17 protein-coding genes are annotated in these 18,356 nt (G+C 64.5%); 8 read left to right on the forward strand and 9 right to left on the reverse strand.

Annotated elements, in window-relative coordinates:
- Position 1: 1 nt before the first annotated feature.
- A complete protein-coding gene (locus tag AC1DEZ_RS07565; protein ID WP_476779242.1) occupies positions 2 to 1,603 on the forward strand; it encodes an NTP transferase domain-containing protein in 1,602 nt (533 codons plus the stop codon).
- A gap of 47 nt (positions 1,604 to 1,650) precedes the next feature.
- On the opposite strand, the gene bcsS is transcribed toward AC1DEZ_RS07565, so the two are convergent.
- Positions 1,651 to 2,343, reverse strand: coding sequence for a cellulose biosynthesis protein BcsS (gene bcsS, locus AC1DEZ_RS07570; RefSeq protein WP_476779243.1), 693 nt, complete (start codon positions 2,341 to 2,343; stop codon positions 1,651 to 1,653).
- Positions 2,344 to 2,541: 198 nt separating this feature from the next.
- Between bcsS and AC1DEZ_RS07575 the strand changes: the two genes are divergently transcribed.
- Both AC1DEZ_RS07575 and AC1DEZ_RS07580 read left to right on the forward strand, forming a co-directional pair.
- Complete coding sequence (locus AC1DEZ_RS07575; RefSeq protein WP_441513086.1) at positions 2,542 to 2,811, forward strand: usg protein; 270 nt, start codon at positions 2,542 to 2,544, stop codon at positions 2,809 to 2,811.
- Between the two features lie 220 nt (positions 2,812 to 3,031).
- Positions 3,032 to 3,631 carry an exopolysaccharide biosynthesis protein gene (locus AC1DEZ_RS07580; protein ID WP_441512966.1) on the forward strand — a complete coding sequence of 200 codons (600 nt, stop codon included), beginning with the start codon at positions 3,032 to 3,034 and terminating at the stop codon, positions 3,629 to 3,631.
- 9 nt (positions 3,632 to 3,640) lie between these two features.
- Here AC1DEZ_RS07580 and AC1DEZ_RS07585 read toward each other — a convergent pair whose 3' ends face one another.
- From AC1DEZ_RS07585 to map, 8 genes are all read right to left on the reverse strand, one after another.
- On the reverse strand, positions 3,641 to 5,815 hold the full coding sequence (locus AC1DEZ_RS07585) for a putative bifunctional diguanylate cyclase/phosphodiesterase (protein ID WP_476779244.1): 2,175 nt from the start codon (positions 5,813 to 5,815) through the stop codon (positions 3,641 to 3,643).
- Between the two features lie 123 nt (positions 5,816 to 5,938).
- Positions 5,939 to 6,688: a proteasome-type protease gene (locus AC1DEZ_RS07590; RefSeq protein WP_476779245.1), complete on the reverse strand. Its 750-nt coding sequence runs from the start codon at positions 6,686 to 6,688 to the stop codon at positions 5,939 to 5,941.
- Between the two features lie 106 nt (positions 6,689 to 6,794).
- Positions 6,795 to 7,622, reverse strand: a complete 828-nt coding sequence (locus AC1DEZ_RS07595) for a transglutaminase family protein (protein WP_476779246.1) — start codon at positions 7,620 to 7,622, stop codon at positions 6,795 to 6,797.
- Between the two features lie 64 nt (positions 7,623 to 7,686).
- Positions 7,687 to 8,628 (reverse strand): alpha-E domain-containing protein, encoded by a 942-nt coding sequence (locus AC1DEZ_RS07600; protein WP_476779247.1) that lies wholly within the window; start codon positions 8,626 to 8,628, stop codon positions 7,687 to 7,689.
- 73 nt (positions 8,629 to 8,701) lie between these two features.
- The gene (locus AC1DEZ_RS07605) at positions 8,702 to 10,117 is read right to left on the reverse strand and encodes a circularly permuted type 2 ATP-grasp protein (RefSeq protein WP_441512961.1); all 1,416 of its coding nucleotides are present in this window, start codon (positions 10,115 to 10,117) and stop codon (positions 8,702 to 8,704) included.
- 203 nt (positions 10,118 to 10,320) lie between these two features.
- The gene (locus AC1DEZ_RS07610) at positions 10,321 to 10,692 is read right to left on the reverse strand and encodes a DUF488 domain-containing protein (RefSeq protein WP_476779248.1); all 372 of its coding nucleotides are present in this window, start codon (positions 10,690 to 10,692) and stop codon (positions 10,321 to 10,323) included.
- 32 nt (positions 10,693 to 10,724) lie between these two features.
- Complete coding sequence (gene radC / locus AC1DEZ_RS07615; protein ID WP_476779249.1) at positions 10,725 to 11,495, reverse strand: RadC family protein; 771 nt, start codon at positions 11,493 to 11,495, stop codon at positions 10,725 to 10,727.
- Entirely contained in the window at positions 11,492 to 12,316 is an 825-nt protein-coding gene (gene map, locus AC1DEZ_RS07620) for a type I methionyl aminopeptidase (RefSeq protein WP_476779250.1), read from the reverse strand. Before map ends, radC begins: the two co-directional genes overlap by 4 nt.
- 220 nt (positions 12,317 to 12,536) lie before the next feature.
- Here map and AC1DEZ_RS07625 point away from each other — a divergent pair, with 220 nt between their 5' ends.
- From AC1DEZ_RS07625 to gpt, 5 genes are all read left to right on the forward strand, one after another.
- Complete coding sequence (locus AC1DEZ_RS07625) at positions 12,537 to 13,718, forward strand: GAF and HD-GYP domain-containing protein (protein ID WP_476779251.1); 1,182 nt, start codon at positions 12,537 to 12,539, stop codon at positions 13,716 to 13,718.
- A 74-nt stretch (positions 13,719 to 13,792) separates the two neighbouring features.
- Complete coding sequence (locus AC1DEZ_RS07630) at positions 13,793 to 14,638, forward strand: FkbM family methyltransferase (RefSeq protein ID WP_441512957.1); 846 nt, start codon at positions 13,793 to 13,795, stop codon at positions 14,636 to 14,638.
- Positions 14,639 to 14,816: 178 nt separating this feature from the next.
- The gene (locus tag AC1DEZ_RS07635) at positions 14,817 to 15,584 is read left to right on the forward strand and encodes a competence/damage-inducible protein A (protein WP_476779252.1); all 768 of its coding nucleotides are present in this window, start codon (positions 14,817 to 14,819) and stop codon (positions 15,582 to 15,584) included.
- A gap of 327 nt (positions 15,585 to 15,911) precedes the next feature.
- The gene (locus AC1DEZ_RS07640) at positions 15,912 to 17,720 is read left to right on the forward strand and encodes a methyl-accepting chemotaxis protein (protein WP_476779253.1); all 1,809 of its coding nucleotides are present in this window, start codon (positions 15,912 to 15,914) and stop codon (positions 17,718 to 17,720) included.
- Between the two features lie 122 nt (positions 17,721 to 17,842).
- On the forward strand, positions 17,843 to 18,352 hold the full coding sequence (gene gpt / locus AC1DEZ_RS07645; RefSeq protein WP_441471690.1) for a xanthine phosphoribosyltransferase: 510 nt from the start codon (positions 17,843 to 17,845) through the stop codon (positions 18,350 to 18,352).
- The last annotated feature ends 4 nt before the right edge of the window (positions 18,353 to 18,356 follow it).

Below are 18,356 nucleotides of genomic sequence, written 5' to 3' on the forward strand. Positions count from 1 at the left end.
GATGAGATTCGGGCCTGTCGCTATTGCCGATGCCGCCGGCTGCATCGCGGCGCATACGATTCGCGCCGGCGGAGCGACCGTGAAGAAGGGGGCCACGATCACGACGGAGCTGGCGGCGCGGCTTCGCGAGGCCGGTGTCCAGGAGATTGTCGCAGTCCGGCTGGAGCCGGGCGATATCGGCGAGAACGCGGCGGCCGAGCGCCTGGCCGCAAGGATGACCGGCGAGGCCATCGCCGCCGAACTGCCTTTTACCGGCCGGGTCAACATGTTCGCGGCCACGGCCGGCGTTCTCAAGATCGATGTCGCCGCCATCGATGCGTTCAATGCTGTGGACGAGGCGATCACGGTTGCGACGCTGCCGGCGCTCAAAGCAGTCGTGGCAGGTGAGCTCGTCGCGACGGTGAAGATCATTCCCTACGCGGTTGCCGAGACGCAGATGGAGGAGGCGCTGGCGGCGCTCGGTGCCGGGCCGGCCATCGCGATCGCACCCTATCGTCCGTCGCGGGTGGCGGTGATCTCGACCCTGCTGCCGGGCCTCAAGCCAAGCGTCGTCGACAAGACCCTGCGGATCATGGAGGAACGTCTGGCTCCGGCGCAGGCCGTGCTGGCGGCCGACAAGCGTGTTCCGCATGAGCCGCAGCCGCTCGCCGCTGCGCTTGTCGAGCAGGCGAAGGGAAAGGCCGACATCATCGTGGTGTTCGGTGCCTCGGCCATTACCGACCGGCGCGACGTCATTCCACAGGCGCTGGTGGAAGCCGGCGGGGAGGTCGAACATCTCGGCATGCCGGTCGATCCCGGCAATCTGCTGATGCTCGGCAGGCTCGCAGGCAAGCCGGTGATCGGGGCGCCGGGTTGTGCACGCTCGCCAAAGGAAAACAGCTTCGACTGGGTGCTGCAGCGCAGCCTCGCGGGGATCCGGGTCGGGCGTTCGGACGTTCAGCGCATGGGCGTCGGCGGGTTGCTGATGGAGATCGTCTCGCGGCCACAGCCGCGCGCGCCGGGCCATGAGGAAGGCGGCCCGATCGCCGGCATCGTTCTCGCTGCCGGGCAGTCGACGCGCATGGGCGCGCGCAACAAGCTGCTCCAGCCGCTGCATGGCAAGCCGATCCTGCGTCACGCGGTGGAGTCGCAAATCGAAGCCGGCCTGTCGCCGGTCCTGGTCGTCACCGGTCACGAGCAGGATGCCGTCGCGGCCGCCCTTGCGGATTTGCCTGTCCGGATCGTGCACAACCCCGACTATGCCTCGGGCATGGCGAGTACTTTGAAGGCTGGCGTCGCCGCCCTGCCTGTCGAGGTCCAGGGCGCGGTGATTTCGCTCGGCGACATGCCGAACGTGACCCCGAAGGTGATCGAACGGCTGATCGAGGCGCATGGCGCGCGGCCGGAGGCGCTCGCCGTCGTGCCGACGCTGTTCGGGCAGCGCGGCAACCCGGTGCTGCTGGCGCGGGAGGTCTTTCCGGCAGTATCGCTGCTCACGGGCGATCGTGGGGCGCGGCGACTGCTCGACGAGGCCGGCGAGCGCGTGGTCGAGGTCGGATTCGAAGATCCGGCCATCGCCATCGACGTCGATACGCCGGAGGCCTTGCGGGCGTTGCAAGGCTGAATCGGGAGCATTCCATGCTTGTGCGGCTGGTGGATGCTGCGCCCGCTCTAGCGCAACCAGTGCAGCCCCAACGTGCCATAGGCCTCCGATGGGCGGTCGCTTGTTCTCTGCCAGCCGCCGGAGAGGCGCCATTCCAGGCCGAGGAGACGCAGTCCCGTAAGATGGAGTCCGAGCCGCAACTTGCGGTAATCGGACGCGCGATAGGCTTCTGCCTCAGGGCCGACATAGAACCCCGCCGGCACTCGCCAACCGGGCGCGAGGCGTGCCCAGAGGCGATGATCGACCGAGGACGCATAGGCATTGGCCTGGAGCATCATGCCATCGGCAGGTATCGCCCAAAGATCGGCCTGGAGCCGCGCCCCATAGCGCGTCGTGATCAACGATGGGCCGAAGGCTTCGATGCGCTGCTCGCTTTCAAAGTCGGAGCCGGCATACAGCGCGAAAAAGCTGCTGCCGATGCGCCATTCGTAACCCAACATCGCCAATGACTCGGCCTTGTAGGTGGTGCCATTCGGTGGCTGGCGCCGCGTTTGCTCCTGTGAGGTGCCGGCCTTGAGGAATAGTCTGAAACCGCTTCCGGCAAGCGCGCCGCCAAGGGCACGCTTCATGCCGACCGAGGCGAAGGTTTTTGTCGGCCCTGCCTCCATCGAGCCGAATATCACCGTCGATGTGGGTGAACGCTGGTCGGGATCCTCCTCCTCCGCATGCAGGTCAAGAGGAACGGTTGTCAGGACAAGCACCAGCGCGGCCCGCTTGGCCTTACTCGAGCCACACGCCACGCACGCCCCCCAACGACGCGATATTGCGGGCGCCGACCCACGATATCAGTTTGGATAGCAGCAGTTTGGCAGTAGAATTGCAAGCTTTTGTTAACCAACGGGGAGCAGCCTCGACGTATCCGGCTAAGCTTTCATTCCGTTTCGGGACAGGAGGTGACGATGGTCTCTGCAGACTTCATCAAGCAGCTGGAAGGCTACGGACTGACAACGGCGACGATTCTCTACCGGATGCCGGATCATCTTCACGTATTGCAGACCTATATCTGGCAGCAATACGACCTCGCGCCGCGCTTTCCGGTGCTTCACGATTTTCTCGCCTTCTGGCGGCGTGAGCTCGATGGGCCGCTTCATTCGGTCACCGTTGCGCATTCACGACTGATCCGGCCAGCCGAAATCCGCAACCTGAACGGCGTGCTGACGCTGCACTGAGGCGGCTGCGCTAGATCGCTGCGCGTCCCACCGCAGGCGCGGTGGCAGCCTATCCCTTTGTGCGAGCGTCGAATTTCTCCGGATTTCCGGTTCCGCTTTTCGGTCCGTCCCTATAGGGGGCTTGAGCGTCCGGCATTGAACGCCTGCGTGCGGCGTGCTTGTTGGGCGGCTGCCGGCCGTGCTAGGCGGGCGCTTCCGCTTCGGCACGGCCTTTGTTCCTTTGTCATCTTCCCTGCGCACCTCCGGACTTCTGACGGCGCTCGCCGGACTGCCGGGGGACCGGATCGCGGTCGGTACGATCGTCGCCGCACTCCAGGACCGGGCCTACGCCCTGCTCGTCGTGCTACTCGGCCTGCCGAACTGCCTGCCGATGCCGCCGCCGATCCCCTTGGTTTGCGGCCTGGTCCTCGCCTTCATTGCCCTTCAGATGCTGATGGGCCGGCGGATGCCCTGGCTGCCGCAGGCTCTGCTTACCCGCAGCATCGGCAAGCCAGAGCTCAATCGTGCGGTCGAGCGGGCGCTGCCGGCGTTGGTTCGGCTCGAACGCTTTTCGAAGCCGCGCCTGACGATGCTGGGCAGTCCCTACGCGGTTCCGGTACTCGGGCTTCTGATGCTGGTCCTGGCACTGGGCCTGATCGTCGCGGCGCCCTTCATCGGACAGATACCGCTCGGTCTCGCCGTCTGTCTGGTAGGGCTCGGCCTCGTCGAGCGCGACGGGGTCCTGATCATCATCGGGGCGGTCTTCGGTGCGGCGGGGCTGCTGCTCAGCGCCGGTTTCGCCTATGCGATCTTCAGCGGCATCCACGAGCTGCTGTTCTGAAGACGGATTTCAGGCGGCAACGAGGACTTCAGCAAAAGGGTTGCTGAGATCCAGCAGCCGATCGATCTCGTGGGCGGGCACGGCCTTCGAGAACAGGAAGCCCTGCAGCTCGTGGCAGCCGATCGCCTGCAGGAAACGATGCTGCTCGGCGGTCTCGACGCCTTCGGCGCAGACGCGCAGGCCAAGCGCGCGGCCGAGATGCGCCATGGAGTGGACCAGAATCGCGGATTCGCCGGTTGCTTCCATATATTCGAGGAAGGAGCGGTCGATCTTGATCTTGTCGAAGGCGAAGCGCCGCAAATAGATCAGGCTCGAATAACCGGTGCCGAAATCGTCGAGCGCCAGGCCGACGCCATGCGCGCGAATATCCATCATCGCAGTCTCGGCGGCATCGGCATCCTCGATCAGCACGCCTTCGGTGAGCTCGAGCTCCAGCTGTGCCGGATCGAAATCCGTCTCCTCGATGATGCGGATGACGTTGGCGACGAAGTCCTTGTGGCGGAACTGGATCGGCGACACGTTGACCGCGAGCCGAACGCCCGACCAGCGCCGGGCTTCGCTGCAGGCACGCCGCAGCACCCACTCGCTCAACGGCACGATCAGGCCACGCTCCTCCGCGATGGTGATGAAATCCGATGGCGGGATCATGCCATGCACCGGGTGCGGCCAGCGGACCAGCGCCTCGACGCCGACTATGGTGGAGCCATCAACCGAAACCTGCGGCTGGTAATGCAGCGTCAGCTCATCGTTCTCGATGGCGCGGCGCAGGTCGTCCTCGACCATCCGCTTGAGTTGCAGGGATCGGTTCATCTGCGTTTCGAAGAAGGCGAAACGATTCCGGCCATTGTTCTTGGACTGGTAGAGCGCGGTATCTGCCAGCTTCAGCAGCATCTCGCGATCCTTGCCGTCGCGCGGAGCCATCGCGATACCGATGGAGCAGCCAATCGTGACCTCGATGCCCATGACGATGAAGGGTTCGGTGAGGCGCGTAAGGATGCGTTCCGCCAGCGCAGTGCAGCGGGCAGGCGTGGCCTGCGTCTGGATGATGCCGAACTCGTCGCCGCCGATGCGCGCGACCGTGTCCTCAGCCTGTACGGAGCTCGCGAGCCGCGTGGCGACCTGACGGATCAGTTCGTCGCCCGCCGTATGGCCATAGGTATCGTTGACCGCCTTGAAGCGATCGAGATCGATCAGCATCACGGCGAGAGTCCGGCCGTCCTGCTGCAGATCGGCGAGAGTCTGGTCCAGAGTCAGGTCGAAGCTGCGCCGGTTCGGCAGGAGCGAGAGCTCGTCCTGCCCCGCGAGGCGCTGGATCTGGCGCTCGCGCAGTTCGATCTGCCCGGCAGCGGCGCGCAGGCGCTGAACGACGAAGATGAAGATCGCCGAAAACAGCAACGCCACTGCGATCAGGGCCCAGAGGAACCGGTGCAGCATGACGTCGCCGGGGCGAGTCGGCGTCCAGCTCAGCCAACCGGAAACCGTCCCGTCGGGCGCCCGCAATGCCAACCCGTTGTGTCCGTCGCTGGGCTGGGCGGCGATCAATCGGATGTCGGCGATGCGATATCGGTCGGACAGCTCGGCCAAAAGGCTTGTCGAGATATGCCGGTAGGCAATGAGGAGCAGCGCTTCGGGCATATTCGCCGTGCCGAGCGGTATGGCGCGCGAAAGATTGACGGCGGTCAGCATCAGGGTTTCGTCGCGGTCCCGCACGATGGCCGAGCGCGAGGTTCCGGGCTGCGGAAGGCTGTCCTCGCCCTGGCCTATGGAGAGCGGAACTTCCCTGGCACTGCGCAGGAACAGATCGAGATGGCGCGGCCCTTCCGTCCCCGCCCGGCCCAGCTGCGTGTTCGTTTCGATGCCGGCCAGCACGGTGCCGCCCGCGGATGCGATAAAAGCCCCGTCGAAATCGGCGAACTGACTGCGCAGGCGTTTGAAGGCGGCCTGGAGCGCAGGTTTCGGGTCATCCGCTTCCAACGCATCCGGCAGCTCGCCGGCCGTAGTCAGGCCCTGCAGGCGCAATTCGTTGACCTTGATCTGGGCGTTGAAGGCCGCCTCGATCCGTTCGGCCTGACGCTGCACCTCGAGGCGATTGGCTTCGCGGGTGATCGCGATGACCACGCCGATGCCGGCAGCCATCAGGAGCAGGAACGCGCAGCCGAGTGTCACCACCGTGCTCGCGAACATACGAGCGGAGGCACCCGCGTTCGTCATCTTCGCGGCCAACGGTTGCAGCATTCGTTATCCAAGGCAGGTCGTTCGGACGACTTAAAGCCCGAATTATTGATATCCCGTTGCCACCTGACGGCGTCAAGAGTCGGATGGAACGTAAGGTGGGCGCGGAATCGCCATATGGGCAGCCCGCAATGCGGCGGACCAGCGCTCGCGCAAATCGTGGAAATAGGGCTCTCCGGCCTCGATCCGCCTGTTGAGTTCGAGATCGTCGGCGTCCCGCCGCATGACGAGCAGGTCGATCGGCAAACCGACGCCGAGATTGGAGCGCATCGTCGAATCCATCGAAATCAATCCGACCTTGAGGGCATCGTAGAGATGCGTCTTGAAGGTCACGGCGCGGTCGAGAATCGGCTTGCCGTATTTGTGTTCGCCGATTTGCAGGAAGGGCGCGTCTACGCCGCATTCGATGAAGTTGCCTGCGCCATAAACCATGAAGAGCCGCATCGGCTGCCCCCTGATCTGGCCACCGAACAGCATCGAGATGTCGAACTTGACTCGCGCTTCCTCGAGGGCCGTGCCGTCGATCTCGCGGACATGGCGAATGCAGCGCCCGACGAGTTGCGCGGCACGGAACATCGAGCTCGCATTGTGCAGGGTGTCGATCTCGCCGGTCTCGGGGTTTGGCAGGCCTTCGTGCAGGAAGCTCACCACCGACTGGGTGATCGAGAGGTTGCCGGCGGTCATCAGACCGAAGTTGCGGTCCCCCGGCCATGAGAAGACATGGAGCTTACGGAAGGTCGAGATGTCGTCCAGCCCGGCATTGGTGCGGGTATCGGCGATCATGACGAGGCCATCCTGCACAAGGATTCCGGCGCAGTAGGTCACGGGGCATGTCCTTGCATCTGCAGCACTCCCAGAGCATCGGACCGAAAAGTGGAATCCATTTTTCGGAGAAATCCGATGCTAGAATAAAGAGCCGGATCGAGCGCGATCACTGATTGGCGAAACGCCCTTCGGCCTCCCGGGCGCTGACGAGCACATTGAGATTCTCGCCTTCGCCGCCCTGACGCGAGCCGCGCACCGGCGCGGCATCGGCGAAATCGAGCCCCACGGCCACGCGAACATGCGTATCGATGGGGCAGAGGCCGTTGGCGCAGTCGAAACCGATCCAGCCATAGTCGTCCAGATGCACCTCTGCCCAGGCATGCGCACCGTTGCCGTGCGGCAGGCCGTCGGCTTGTGCGACATAGCCCGAGACGTAGCGTGCGGGCATGCCGAGATGCCGGGCGCAGGCCATGAAGACATGCGCGACATCCTGCGCGATCGCCTCCTGCGCGACAAAGGCCGCGATCGCTCCGACCCCGCTGCGGCCACTGGCATCGATGCAATTCATCCGATCGCCGACGGCAGCCATAAGAGCATGCATCTGCGACAAGGGCGTGGCGGCGCCCGCCGTCACCTCGTCAGCGAAGCTGCGCAGGGCGTCATCGTGTCCCGTCATCAGGGTATCGCGTCGATAAACCTCGCAAGGGACGCGTTCGAGACCGCCGCGGACCGCGCCGGCCAGATCGACGGTCTCGATCAGCCCATCGATGCGGATGCTGAGCGAGGAGATCGGGCCTTCGGCGTAGAAGCTATGGACGATGTTGCCATGCGCATCCTGCGTGGCGCGCAAACGGCCGTCGACGCTCGGCTCGATGCGCCAGGACATCACATGCTGGCCGTCATGGTCGCGCGGCGTCAAACGCAGAATCTGCGTTATGTGGCGCGCCGGCTCGGCGTAGTCGTAGCTGATCGTGTGGGAGATCCTGATCCGCATGGTCCAATCCGAGCGGGTTACCGCGGCCGCGTTCTTGCCGAGAGCCTGAACACGAGCAAGGCTTTCATTGCAGATACTGCTCGAAGATGGTGTTGCCGAGGCGGTTGTTCTCCGTGATGAACTCTTCGATGAATTCGTGCAGCCCGTGCTCGAAGACATCGTCGATGCGGGTGTTGCTCAGGCCCGCCAGCGTCTTGCGCGCCTGGCGCTGGGATGAACCCTGCCGGCCATAGGCATCGCCGAGATGGTCGAGGAAGCGCGAGATGTTCTCGTAGCAGGCGGCGAGCGATCGCGGCATGCGGCGGTTCAGGATGAGCAGGTCTGCGACCAGTATCGGCTTCACCGCCTCGCGATAGACCCAGTGATAGGCCGTCAGCGCCGAGACCTCGCGCAGCACCGTGGTCCATTGGAAGTAGTCGAGCGAGCCGCCGACCTGCTCGTTCGCCGGCAGCAGCACATGATACTTCACATCGAGGATGCGGGCGGTGTTGTCGGCGCGCTCGATATAGACGCCGAGCCGCGAGAACCAGTAGCTGTCGTCGCGCAGCATGGTGCGGTAGGCCGAGCCGTCGAAGACCAGCGAGACGTTCTTCACCCAGTCGAGGAAGCGAGCGAATTCCTCGCGGTCCATCCGCTTCTTCTCGAAGCGCTGCAGTTCAAGCCAGGCGCCGTTGAGCGCGTCCCACATCTCCGAGGTCAGCGCCGTGCGCACGGCGCGCGCATTGGAGCGTGCCTGGGCGAGGCAGTTGCGGATGGAGGAGGGATTGTCCGGGTTGAAGGTCAGGAAGTCGCAGACATTGCGCTCGTTCGCTTCGCCATAGGCCCGGGCGAAGGTGTCCTCGCAGCCGGCCGTCAAGACCGCGCTCTGCCATTCCGTGCCGGCGCCGCCATAGGTCGACGGCAGGTTGGTGAGGCGGGTCGTGGCGTCGAGGATGCGGGCCAGATATTCAGCCCGCTCGACATAGCGGGAAACCCAATAGAGGCTGTCTGCGGTACGCGAGAGCATGGTCAGCGAGAGCCTTTCCGCAGCATGGCAGGCGATTCCGGAAGCGAGATGGCCGTGCGAAGGACGGGGTTCGTCATGCGTCGAGCACCCAGGTGTCCTTGGTGCCGCCGCCCTGGCTGGAATTGACGACGAGCGAGCCTTCCTTGAGCGCGACGCGGGTCAGCCCGCCGGGGACGCAGGAGATGCCGTTGGCGCCGCTGAGCACATAGGGGCGCAAATCGACATGGCGCGGCGCCACGCCCGAGGCGACGAAGGTCGGGCAGGTCGAGAGCGCCAGCGTCGGCTGGGCGATAAAGCCGTCCGGCTGGGCCTTGAGCTTGCGGCGGAAGGCCTCGATCTGCGCCTTGTTGGCGTGCGGGCCGACGAGCATGCCGTAGCCGCCCGAGCCGTTGACCTCCTTGACGACAAGCTTCTCGAGATTGTCGAGGACATAGGCGTTGGCTTCGGGTTCGCGGCAGCGGAAGGTCGGGACGTTCTTCAGGATCGGCTCCTCGCCGGTGAAGAACTTCACGATCTCCGGCATGTAGCTGTAGACCGCCTTGTCGTCGGCAACGCCGGTGCCGACCGCGTTGGCCAGCGTAACGTTGCCGGCCTTGTAGGCCCCGATGATGCCTGGCACGCCGAGGATCGAATCGCTGCGGAAGACGAGCGGATCGATGAAATCATCGTCGATGCGCCGGTAGATCACGTCGACGCGCTTGGGGCCCTGGGTGGTCCGCATATAGACCACGTCGTCCTTGACCAGCAGGTCCGAGCCCTCGACCAGCTCGACGCCGAGCTTGTCGGCCAGGAATGAGTGCTCGTAGAAGGCCGAATTGTACTGGCCAGGCGTCAGCAGGCAGATCGTCGGGTCGGAAGGCGCGCTGCGCGGCGCGACCGAGCGCAACGTCGCCAGCAACTGATCCGGATAATTGTCGACCGGTGCGACGCGATGCATGGCGAAGAGCTCTGGGAAGAGCCGGAGCATCACTTCGCGGTTCTCCATCATGTAGGAGACGCCCGAGGGGGTGCGCGCATTGTCTTCCAGCACGTAGAAGGTGTCGGCGTCGACGCGCACAACATCGATGCCGGCGATATGGCAGTAGATGCCGTGCGGCACCTTGAAGTCGACCATTTCAAGCTGGTAGCAGGCGTTCCGGTAGACCAGATCCGGTGGAATGATGCCGGCCTTGAGGCATTCCTTCGGCCCGTAGACATCGGCCAGGAACATGTTGAGCGCGGTGACGCGCTGGCGCAGGCCCGCTTCCAGCTTGGTCCATTCCGGCTTGGTCAGGACGCGCGGGATGATATCGAAGGGGATCAGCCGTTCGGTGGATTCTGCGTCGCCGTAGACGGCGAAGGTAATGCCGATACGCCGGAAGAACAGCTCGGCCTGGCTGCGCCGCAGAGCCAGCGTTTCCGGCGGAGCCTCCTTCAGCCAACGGTCGAGAGCTCCGTAGGCAGGCCGCAGCTCCGTGCCCAAGCCGGTCATTTCATCGAATGCGACCATGCAGCCTCTTCCCCTTTTCGGTCAGCCTATGCGCATTCGCTGGCGTTCGGGAAGAGGGGGAAGAGGCGGCCAATTGATCGGCCTGCCTAATTCATGGGCAACAGTGAGGAGCGAAGTCCTCACGCAGCTGAGCGGCAACACCCGGCGGTCCAGCTGAGGCGGCAGCGACCGCTTCTATTCAAGGCTCCGTAACGGAAGCGCTTCTAGCCGGTTTTTGTCGAGCTGCGCCGTTGCTGCAGCCAGATCCTCAGGGCCTCTGCGTTGTTGTGATGCTCGTCTTTGGCGGCGTAGAGCAAGGCCACAGGACCTTCCTTGAGCTTCTCGTCCAGCGTGGAAAGTGCAGCCTGCGCCGGGGCCGTGCCGAGCTCTGCCGCATAGGCTGCGCAAAACTCATCCCAGCGATCGGGATGGCCGTGGAATTCATGCCGCAAGGCATCGCTGGGCGCGATGTCCTTGAGCCAGAGATCGATTCTGTCCTTCGAGACGCCGCGCGGCCACAGCCGGTCGACCAGAATCCGCATGCCGTCGCAGGGCGCCGGCGGATCATAAACCCGTTTCACTGTCAGCTGCGACATGTGCTCTGCCTCCCGTAGCGCGGGCTTGCGGCTCAGATCAGGCCGAGGCTGCGGAAGCTCGCATGGCCGTCTCGGCCGACGATGATGTGGTCGTGAATGGCGATGCCGAGCGGCTTGGCGATGTCGACGAGCTCGCGGGTCATCCGCATGTCGGCCCCGGAGGGCGTCGGGTCGCCCGAGGGGTGGTTGTGGACGAGGATGATCGCCGAAGCCGAAAGTTCCAGCGCCCTGCGCATTACCTCGCGCGGATAGACCGGCGTGTGGTCGACCGTGCCGGTCTGCTGCACCTCGTCGGCGATCAGCGCGTTCTTCTTGTCGAGGAACAGGATGCGGAACTGCTCGCGCTCGGCGAAGGCCATCGCCATCCGGCAATAGTCGAGCACCGAGGACCAGGAGGAGAGGACGGTGCGCTTGGCGACGGCGCCCTTGGCCATGCGCTTCAGAGCGGCTTCGACGATCTTGAGATCGAGCGCCACGCCCTCGCCGACGCCCTTGGCCTCAGTCAACCGTGAGGCGGGAGCAGCCAAAACCTCGGCGAAGGAGCCGAAGCGCTGGATCAGCTCCTTGGCGAGCGGCTTGACGTCGCGCTGGGGGATCGAGCGGAAGAGCAGCAGCTCCAGCAGTTCGTAGTCGGGCAGCGCATCGGCGCCTGCCTCCTGGAAGCGGGCGCGCAGGCGGTCGCGATGGCCGTGGTAATGCGGCGCCGGGGCCTGGGCCGTGGAGGCCGTTGGGGCAGCGGATTCTGCGAACAGTCCAGCGGGCGAGGGTGCTTTGCGCGATCCCTTGCCCTGGCGCTCGCTCATTTCGCCGCGAGCGGATTGTCGAGGCCACCTGGCGAGAGCGTGAAGATCTCGCAGCCCGTCTCGGTGACGCCGATCTGGTGCTCGAACTGGGCGGAGAGCGAACGGTCGCGCGTCACCGCGGTCCAGCCGTCGGAGAGCACTTTCACACCCGACTTGCCGAGATTGATCATCGGCTCGATGGTGAAGACCATGCCGGGCTTGAGCTCGATGCCTTCGCCGGGGCTGCCATAGTGCAGGATGTTCGGCGCGTCGTGGAAGAGCTGACCGATGCCGTGGCCGCAGAAATCGCGAACCACCGAGCAGCGCTCGGCCTCGGCATAGCGCTGGATGGCGAAGCCGATATCGCCGGTGGTGGCGCCGGCGCGCACCGCCTTGATGCCACGCAGCAGGCTCTCATAGGTGATCTCGACCAGGCGCTCGGCTTTCCGCGAGATATCGCCGACGCCGTACATGCGGCTGGAATCTCCGTGCCAGCCGTCGACGATCAGCGTGTAGTCGATGTTGAGGACATCACCCTCGCGCAGCGGCTTGTCGTCGGGGATGCCATGGCAGACGACATGGTTGATCGAGGTGCAGATCGACTTGGTGTAGCCGCGATAGAACAAGGTCGCCGGGTAGGCTCCGTTGTCCATGGCGAACTGGAAGGCGAGATCGTCGAGACGCTGGGTGGTGACGCCCGGCTTGACATAGGAGCCGAGCATGTCCAGCCCCGCCGCCGTCAGCCGGCCGGCCTTATGCATGGCCGCGAAGGCCTCGGGGCCATGAATCTTGATGGCAGGCTCGCGCGGACGCGAGCGGCCGATGTTGTCTTCGAATGTCATCGCGCGCGGAAAACTCCTCCCCCCTTATCTATTGCGTTTGGTGGGGCGCGCAAGCCGGTTGAGCGCGGGAGGCATGCGCAAGCCACGCGGCCGCGGTGGCGATGCCGTAAGGTTCGTTGCGAGCGAATGATTATTGCCTGGAGATTCGTGGAATTGTAACTTTTTTGAGGCAATTCGTTGCCTCGCCGTCGATCCGACCGGCTCGCTTACCTTTGGACATATGCAAGCGACTGTCTCCAGCCTGGCCGCCGATACTCCCGATCCGACGCTGAGCGCGCTCGATGCGCTGGTGCTCGATCTTGCGATGGCTCGCGGGCTCGACGAGGTCATGGCGGTGGTGCGCCGGAATGCGCGGGGACTGACCGGCGCAGACGGCATCAGCTTCGTCCTGCGCGAGAATGGCCGTTGCTACTATGCCGACGAGGACGCCATCACCCCGCTCTGGAAAGGCCAACGCTTCCCGATGGAAGCCTGCATTTCAGGCTGGGCCATGCAGCACGGCGAGGTCGTGGTCATCGAGGACATCTACGCAGACGATCGCATTCCCCATGCGGCCTATCGGCCTACCTTCGTGCGAAGCCTCGTGATGGTGCCGGTGAGGCAGGATGATCCGGTCGCCGCGATCGGCGCCTATTGGGCGCGCCGTCATCGTCCCCAGCCGGACGTGATCCGGGCCCTGCGGCGGATCGCCAACAGCGCGTCCGTCGCCATGACGAACATCGCGCTGGTGAACTCGCTTTCGGCCGCATTGGAGGAAGCGGAGCGGGCGAAGGATGCCATCATTCTGGCCATGGCGTCGCTGGCGGAGACGCGCGACAACGAGACGGCCAACCATGTCCGCCGCACGCAGTATTATTTGCGGGCACTCGCGGAGGGCGCCCGGGAGCGTGGCCTCTTCTCCGAGGAGCTGAACGACGCGACCCTGGAGCTGCTGTTCAAGTCCGCCCCGCTGCACGACATCGGCAAGGTCGGCATTCCCGACAGCATTCTGCTGAAACCCGGCAAGCTCGACGAGGAAGAGCGCGCGGTGATGCAGACGCATGCCGAGCTCGGACGCCTCGCCATCGCCAATGCCGAGCGCCATCTGGGCGCATCGAGCTCGTTTCTCCGGCTCGCCAAGGAAATCGCCTACACGCATCATGAGCGCTGGGACGGGGCCGGCTACCCGCAAGGTCTCGCCGGGCTGGCCATTCCGCTGGCGGGGCGGCTGATGGCGATTGCCGACGTCTATGACGCACTCGTCACGGAGCGAGTCTACAAGGCGGCGATGACGCATGATGAAGCGGTCGCAGTGGTCCTGAGTGAGCGCGGTCGGCAGTTCGATCCGCGGCTCGTCGACGTCTTCATCGCGATCGCGCCCCTGTTCGGCGAGATTCATTCGCGTTTCGCCGACGCGCGGTGACGTCTGGCGATTGTGTGTCCTGACGACTGGCGCCCCGGCGCCGCGAGGTGTATCAGGCTGGCCCGATGGCCATCATGATCGATCAATCCGCTGGCGAAGAGCGGCCGTACGGCGCCTTTGCCCCGAAAGCCTTTATCGGGCGCATCATCGCCTGGACGCGTGCTACCTCCGACAGCTTCCTGGGGCGCAAGCTCGCCCTTGCGCTGCGCAGCATCGCCCTGCGCGCGCTCGACGGCACTCCTGTCGACATCGAGGCGCTGGGCGCCAGGATGCGGCTCCATCCGAACGGCAATATCTGCGAGAAGCGTGTTCTGTTCACGCCGCAGAGCTTCGACGTGTCGGAGCGCGAGATGCTGGCGGCGCGGCTGCGCGAAGGCTTCACCTTCATCGATGTCGGCGCGAATGTCGGCGCCTATTCCTTGTTCGTGGCCTCGCAGGCGGGACGCGGCGCGCGCATCCTCGCGGTCGAGCCGCAGCCGGATATCTTCGCACGGCTCGCTTTCAACATCGCGCAGAACCCGTTCGGCACGATCAAGGCGGTGGCCTGTGCTCTGGCCGACAAGCCGGGCGAACTCACCCTGTTCATCGACCAGGCCAATCGCGGCGAGTCGAGCGTCCGCATCATCAATTCGAGCGCGGGAACCGCGCTGAAGGTGCCGGCGATGACGCTGCTCGCCCTGGTCCAGGGCGAGGGCTATGAGCGGATCGATGCGATCAAGCTCGATGTCGAGGGCGCGGAGGACATCATTCTCGAGCCCTTCCTGCGCGATGCGCCGGAGACGCTCTGGCCGGGCTTCATCATCATCGAGGATTCGCGCCAGCGCTGGCAGAGCGATCTTGTCGGCCTGCTGACGCGGAGCGGTTACGAACTCGTTTCGCAGACGCGGCTCAATCTCGCCTTCGAGCGCAAGCGCGCCTGAACCGAGGCCTTCGCGGTGCCGCCACAGCGCCGCGTCAATGTGCCTTCGATCGCCGCCCGCGCCACCGGGCCATGGGGCGGCGACCTATCTCATTTTCTGAGCATTGGATGCTCCGAAAGTGGGTACCGCTTTTCGGTCCGATGCCCTAGCTCTTGTGCTGAAAGCTAGGAGCGCCGCCATGACCGCCAGTGAAGCCAGTTCCTCCGCCGTCATGGTCACGGCCGCGATTCTCGTGATCGGCGACGAGATCCTCTCGGGGCGCACGAAGGACAAGAACATCGGCTATATCGCCGAGTACCTCACCAATATCGGCATCGAGCTGCGTGAGGTCCGGGTGGTGCCGGATGTGAAGGAGGAGATCGTCGCGGCGCTCAACGCCCTGCGGGGGCGCTACAGCTATGTCTTCACCACCGGCGGCATCGGGCCGACCCATGACGACATCACGGCGGATTCCGTCGCGGCCGCTTTCGGCGTCGCCATCGACTACGATCCGCGCGCGGTCGCCATGCTGTCGGAGCGCTTCTCACCGGCCGAACTCAACGAGGCGCGCATGCGGATGGCCCGGATCCCGGCCGGCGCCGAGCTGATCGCCAACGCGATCTCGAAGGCGCCGGGCTTCAATATCGGGAATGTCTATGTGATGGCCGGCGTTCCGGCGATCATGCAGGCGATGCTGGACGTTGTGGCGCCGACTTTGCGGACAGGGACGAAGATCCTCTCCGATACGGTCCGCGCCGGCTTGCGCGAGGGCGATATCGGCGGCCCGCTGGCGGAGATCGCCAAGGCTCATCCGGCGGTCTCTATCGGTTCCTATCCGTTCTGGTCTGAGATCGGGCCCGACACGAACATCGTCGTGCGGTCGCGCGAAGCAGGCAAGCTCGAGGCCGCGATGGCCGAGGTGAAGGCTATGATTGATGTTGAAAAATTAAAATACAAAGTAACATAAATAACTGATGCGATCTTTGCGCTTATAATACAATTCATCTCTTTTTTCTTGCGGGAGAACGGTACGGAAACGCCTTGTGTCGTCCTGATTATTGCTTTGATGTAATATCTTTTCGGGCGAATATTTCTTTGTTTCGTGATTTGTGAGGTGATGAGCCGGGTATACATCATTCATAAACCGGTGGCTGTCATGATTCTGCAGTAGTCGAAAAGAATTCGGCTCATGTCGCTGCGTTTTCGCGTAGCGGGCGTTCGATAACGGCTTTCATGACGGCGCTGGCCCGAGACGAAGCCTGATGCGCTGGGCCGCGCCAAAAGGGGGATATCGATGTCGCTCTTTTCCGGCCTATTCTCGAACAAGCACACGGCGGCCCAGCTCGCGGCGATCAACCGATCGCAAGCCGTCATCGAATTCGACATCGACGGGAAGATACTCGGCGCGAATGAGAATTTCCTGACCACGATGGGCTACGCGCTGGCGGAGATCAAAGGTCAGCATCACAGCATGTTCGTGACGCAGGAAGAAAAGACCAGCGCGAGATACAGGCAGTTCTGGACCGATCTCGGACGAGGTGAGTTTTCGCGTGGCCAATACCTTCGTGTCGGCAAGGGCGGCAAAGAAATCTGGATTCAGGCGAGCTACAACCCGATCATGGGCGCGGGCGGCAAGCTGGTCGGGGTGATCAAATACGCTTTCGATATCACCGAACAGAAGAACCGCCTGGCCGATCTCGAAGGGCAGCGTGCCGCGATCGACAAGGCGCAGGCCGTCATCGAGTTCGACCTCACCGGCAAGATCCTGCATGCGAACGAGAATTTCCTGAATGTTCTCGGCTATGAGCTCGCGCAGATCGTCGGACAGCACCACCGCATGTTCGTCGATCCCGCCGAGCGGGAGTCGCCAGCCTATCGCAACTTCTGGGAGCGCCTGAGCAGGGGCGAGTACGATGCCGGGCAGTATCGGCGCATCGGCAAGGGTGGCAGAGAGGTCTGGATCCAGGCGAGCTACAACCCGATCCTCGATGCGCAGGGGCGGCCCTACAAGGTCGTGAAGTTCGCCACCGACATCACGGCCACCTTCAAGGGCAAGCAGCTCGAGGCCGCCGTGAAGGAGACGAGTGAGGTCATCGCGCGCGCCAAGAACAAGGACCTGACCGGCCGCGTGCCGCTGGAAGGCAAGAACGGGGAGGTCGCGACGCTCTGCAACGGCGTCAACGATCTGCTCGACACGCTGGCTGAGGTGGTCGGCTCGGTGCGCGAGATTTCCGCCCGTATCGATGGGGCCTCGCTGAAGATCACATCCGACAGCCAGCAATTGGCGGAGCGCACGGAGGCCAATGCTTCGAGCCTGCAGCAGACGGCGGCGACGACTGAGGAGCTCGCGGCTTCGGTCAAGCACAGTGCAGGCAATTCGAAGATGGCGGTGCAGCTTGGCAATGAGGCGAGCGAGGTCGCCGCGCGGGGCGGAGCCATCGTCACCGAGGCGGTGGAGGCGATGGGCAGGATCGAGCAGGCGTCGTCCGGCATCTCCGAGATCATCTCGATGATCGACGAAATCGCCTTCCAGACGAACCTGCTGGCGCTCAATGCGGCCGTAGAAGCGGCCCGCGCCGGCGATGCCGGACGCGGCTTCGCGGTGGTCGCGACCGAGGTGCGCGCGCTCGCCGCCCGCTGCAGCGAGTCGGCCAATGGCGTCAAGGCGTTGATCGCGAACTCCGCGCAGCAGATTCAAGCCGGCGTCGGTCTCGTCAAGGATGCCGGCTCGACGCTGCGCGAGATCGTCGATGCGGCCTCGAAGGTCGCCTCCACCGTCAGCGAGATCTCGCAGGCGACGACCGAGCAGGCGAACGGCATCGACGAGATGGCGCGCACCGTCGCGCATATGGACGAGATCACGCAGCAGAATTCGCTGCTCGCAGAGCAGAGCGCCCGTGTTGCCCGCGATCTCCAGCAGGAGACCGAGCAACTGAGCACGATGGCTTCGTCCTTCCGGCTCGGAAGCGAGCACGCGCGCCCGGCGCTGCAACCCGTCCGCGCTGCGGCGCCGGCGCTGCGCGCCGTGCCGTCGGTGGCGCCGATCCCGCGCGGCCGAAAGGTGGCATCCGGCGGCGGAGCGGATGGCTGGGCCGAGTTTTGAGGCGGATTCGCCGGTCCCGGCTGGGGATGTTCGGTACGTCCCTCTTGTCAGGCGCGCGCTGATAGGGTTTTCCGACAGGAAACGGCGCCGCGGGCGCCGCCACCTGTCCGGAGTGCAGCGCCATGGCCGAACCGTCCTCGAACAAGGCTTTCCCGGTTTCCTGGGATCAGTTCCACCGCGATGCCCGCGCGCTCGCTTGGCGCCTCGCGGAGAAGGGGCCCTTCGAGGCCATGGTCTGCATCACCCGCGGCGGGCTGGTGCCGGCGGCAATCATCTGCCGCGAGCTGGGCCTTCGCATGATCGAGACGGTGTGCGTCGCCAGCTATCACGACTACAGGAACCAGTCCGAGCTCAGGGTGCTCAAGGACATCGCGCCGAACATCAAGGCGATCGGCGACGGCAAGGGCAAGGGCGTGCTGGTGGTCGACGATCTGACCGACACGGGCAAGACGGCGCGCGTCGTGCGCGAGATGCTGCCGAACGCGCATTTCGCCACGGTCTATGCCAAGCCGGCCGGCGTGCCGACGGTCGACACCTTCGTCACCGAGGTCAGCCAGGATACGTGGATCTACTTCCCCTGGGATATGGCTCTCACCTATGTCGAGCCGATCGCCAAGGGGCACCAGGGCTGAGATG

The sequence above is a fragment of the Allobosea sp. 10L422 genome (genome assembly GCF_056395345.1).

Coding starts and splice junctions, on each gene's coding strand:
- AC1DEZ_RS07565 (WP_476779242.1), top strand. CDS start 2: ATGAGATTCGGGCCTGTCGCTATTGCCGATGCCGCCGGCTGCATCGCG.
- AC1DEZ_RS07575 (WP_441513086.1), top strand. CDS start 2,542: ATGGTCTCTGCAGACTTCATCAAGCAGCTGGAAGGCTACGGACTGACA.
- AC1DEZ_RS07585 (WP_476779244.1), bottom strand. CDS start 5,815: ATGTTCGCGAGCACGGTGGTGACACTCGGCTGCGCGTTCCTGCTCCTG.
- AC1DEZ_RS07595 (WP_476779246.1), bottom strand. CDS start 7,622: ATGCGGATCAGGATCTCCCACACGATCAGCTACGACTACGCCGAGCCG.
- AC1DEZ_RS07600 (WP_476779247.1), bottom strand. CDS start 8,628: ATGCTCTCGCGTACCGCAGACAGCCTCTATTGGGTTTCCCGCTATGTC.
- AC1DEZ_RS07605 (WP_441512961.1), bottom strand. CDS start 10,117: ATGGTCGCATTCGATGAAATGACCGGCTTGGGCACGGAGCTGCGGCCT.
- AC1DEZ_RS07610 (WP_476779248.1), bottom strand. CDS start 10,692: ATGTCGCAGCTGACAGTGAAACGGGTTTATGATCCGCCGGCGCCCTGC.
- radC (WP_476779249.1), bottom strand. CDS start 11,495: ATGAGCGAGCGCCAGGGCAAGGGATCGCGCAAAGCACCCTCGCCCGCT.
- map (WP_476779250.1), bottom strand. CDS start 12,316: ATGACATTCGAAGACAACATCGGCCGCTCGCGTCCGCGCGAGCCTGCC.
- AC1DEZ_RS07625 (WP_476779251.1), top strand. CDS start 12,537: ATGCAAGCGACTGTCTCCAGCCTGGCCGCCGATACTCCCGATCCGACG.
- AC1DEZ_RS07630 (WP_441512957.1), top strand. CDS start 13,793: ATGATCGATCAATCCGCTGGCGAAGAGCGGCCGTACGGCGCCTTTGCC.
- AC1DEZ_RS07635 (WP_476779252.1), top strand. CDS start 14,817: ATGACCGCCAGTGAAGCCAGTTCCTCCGCCGTCATGGTCACGGCCGCG.
- AC1DEZ_RS07640 (WP_476779253.1), top strand. CDS start 15,912: ATGTCGCTCTTTTCCGGCCTATTCTCGAACAAGCACACGGCGGCCCAG.
- gpt (WP_441471690.1), top strand. CDS start 17,843: ATGGCCGAACCGTCCTCGAACAAGGCTTTCCCGGTTTCCTGGGATCAG.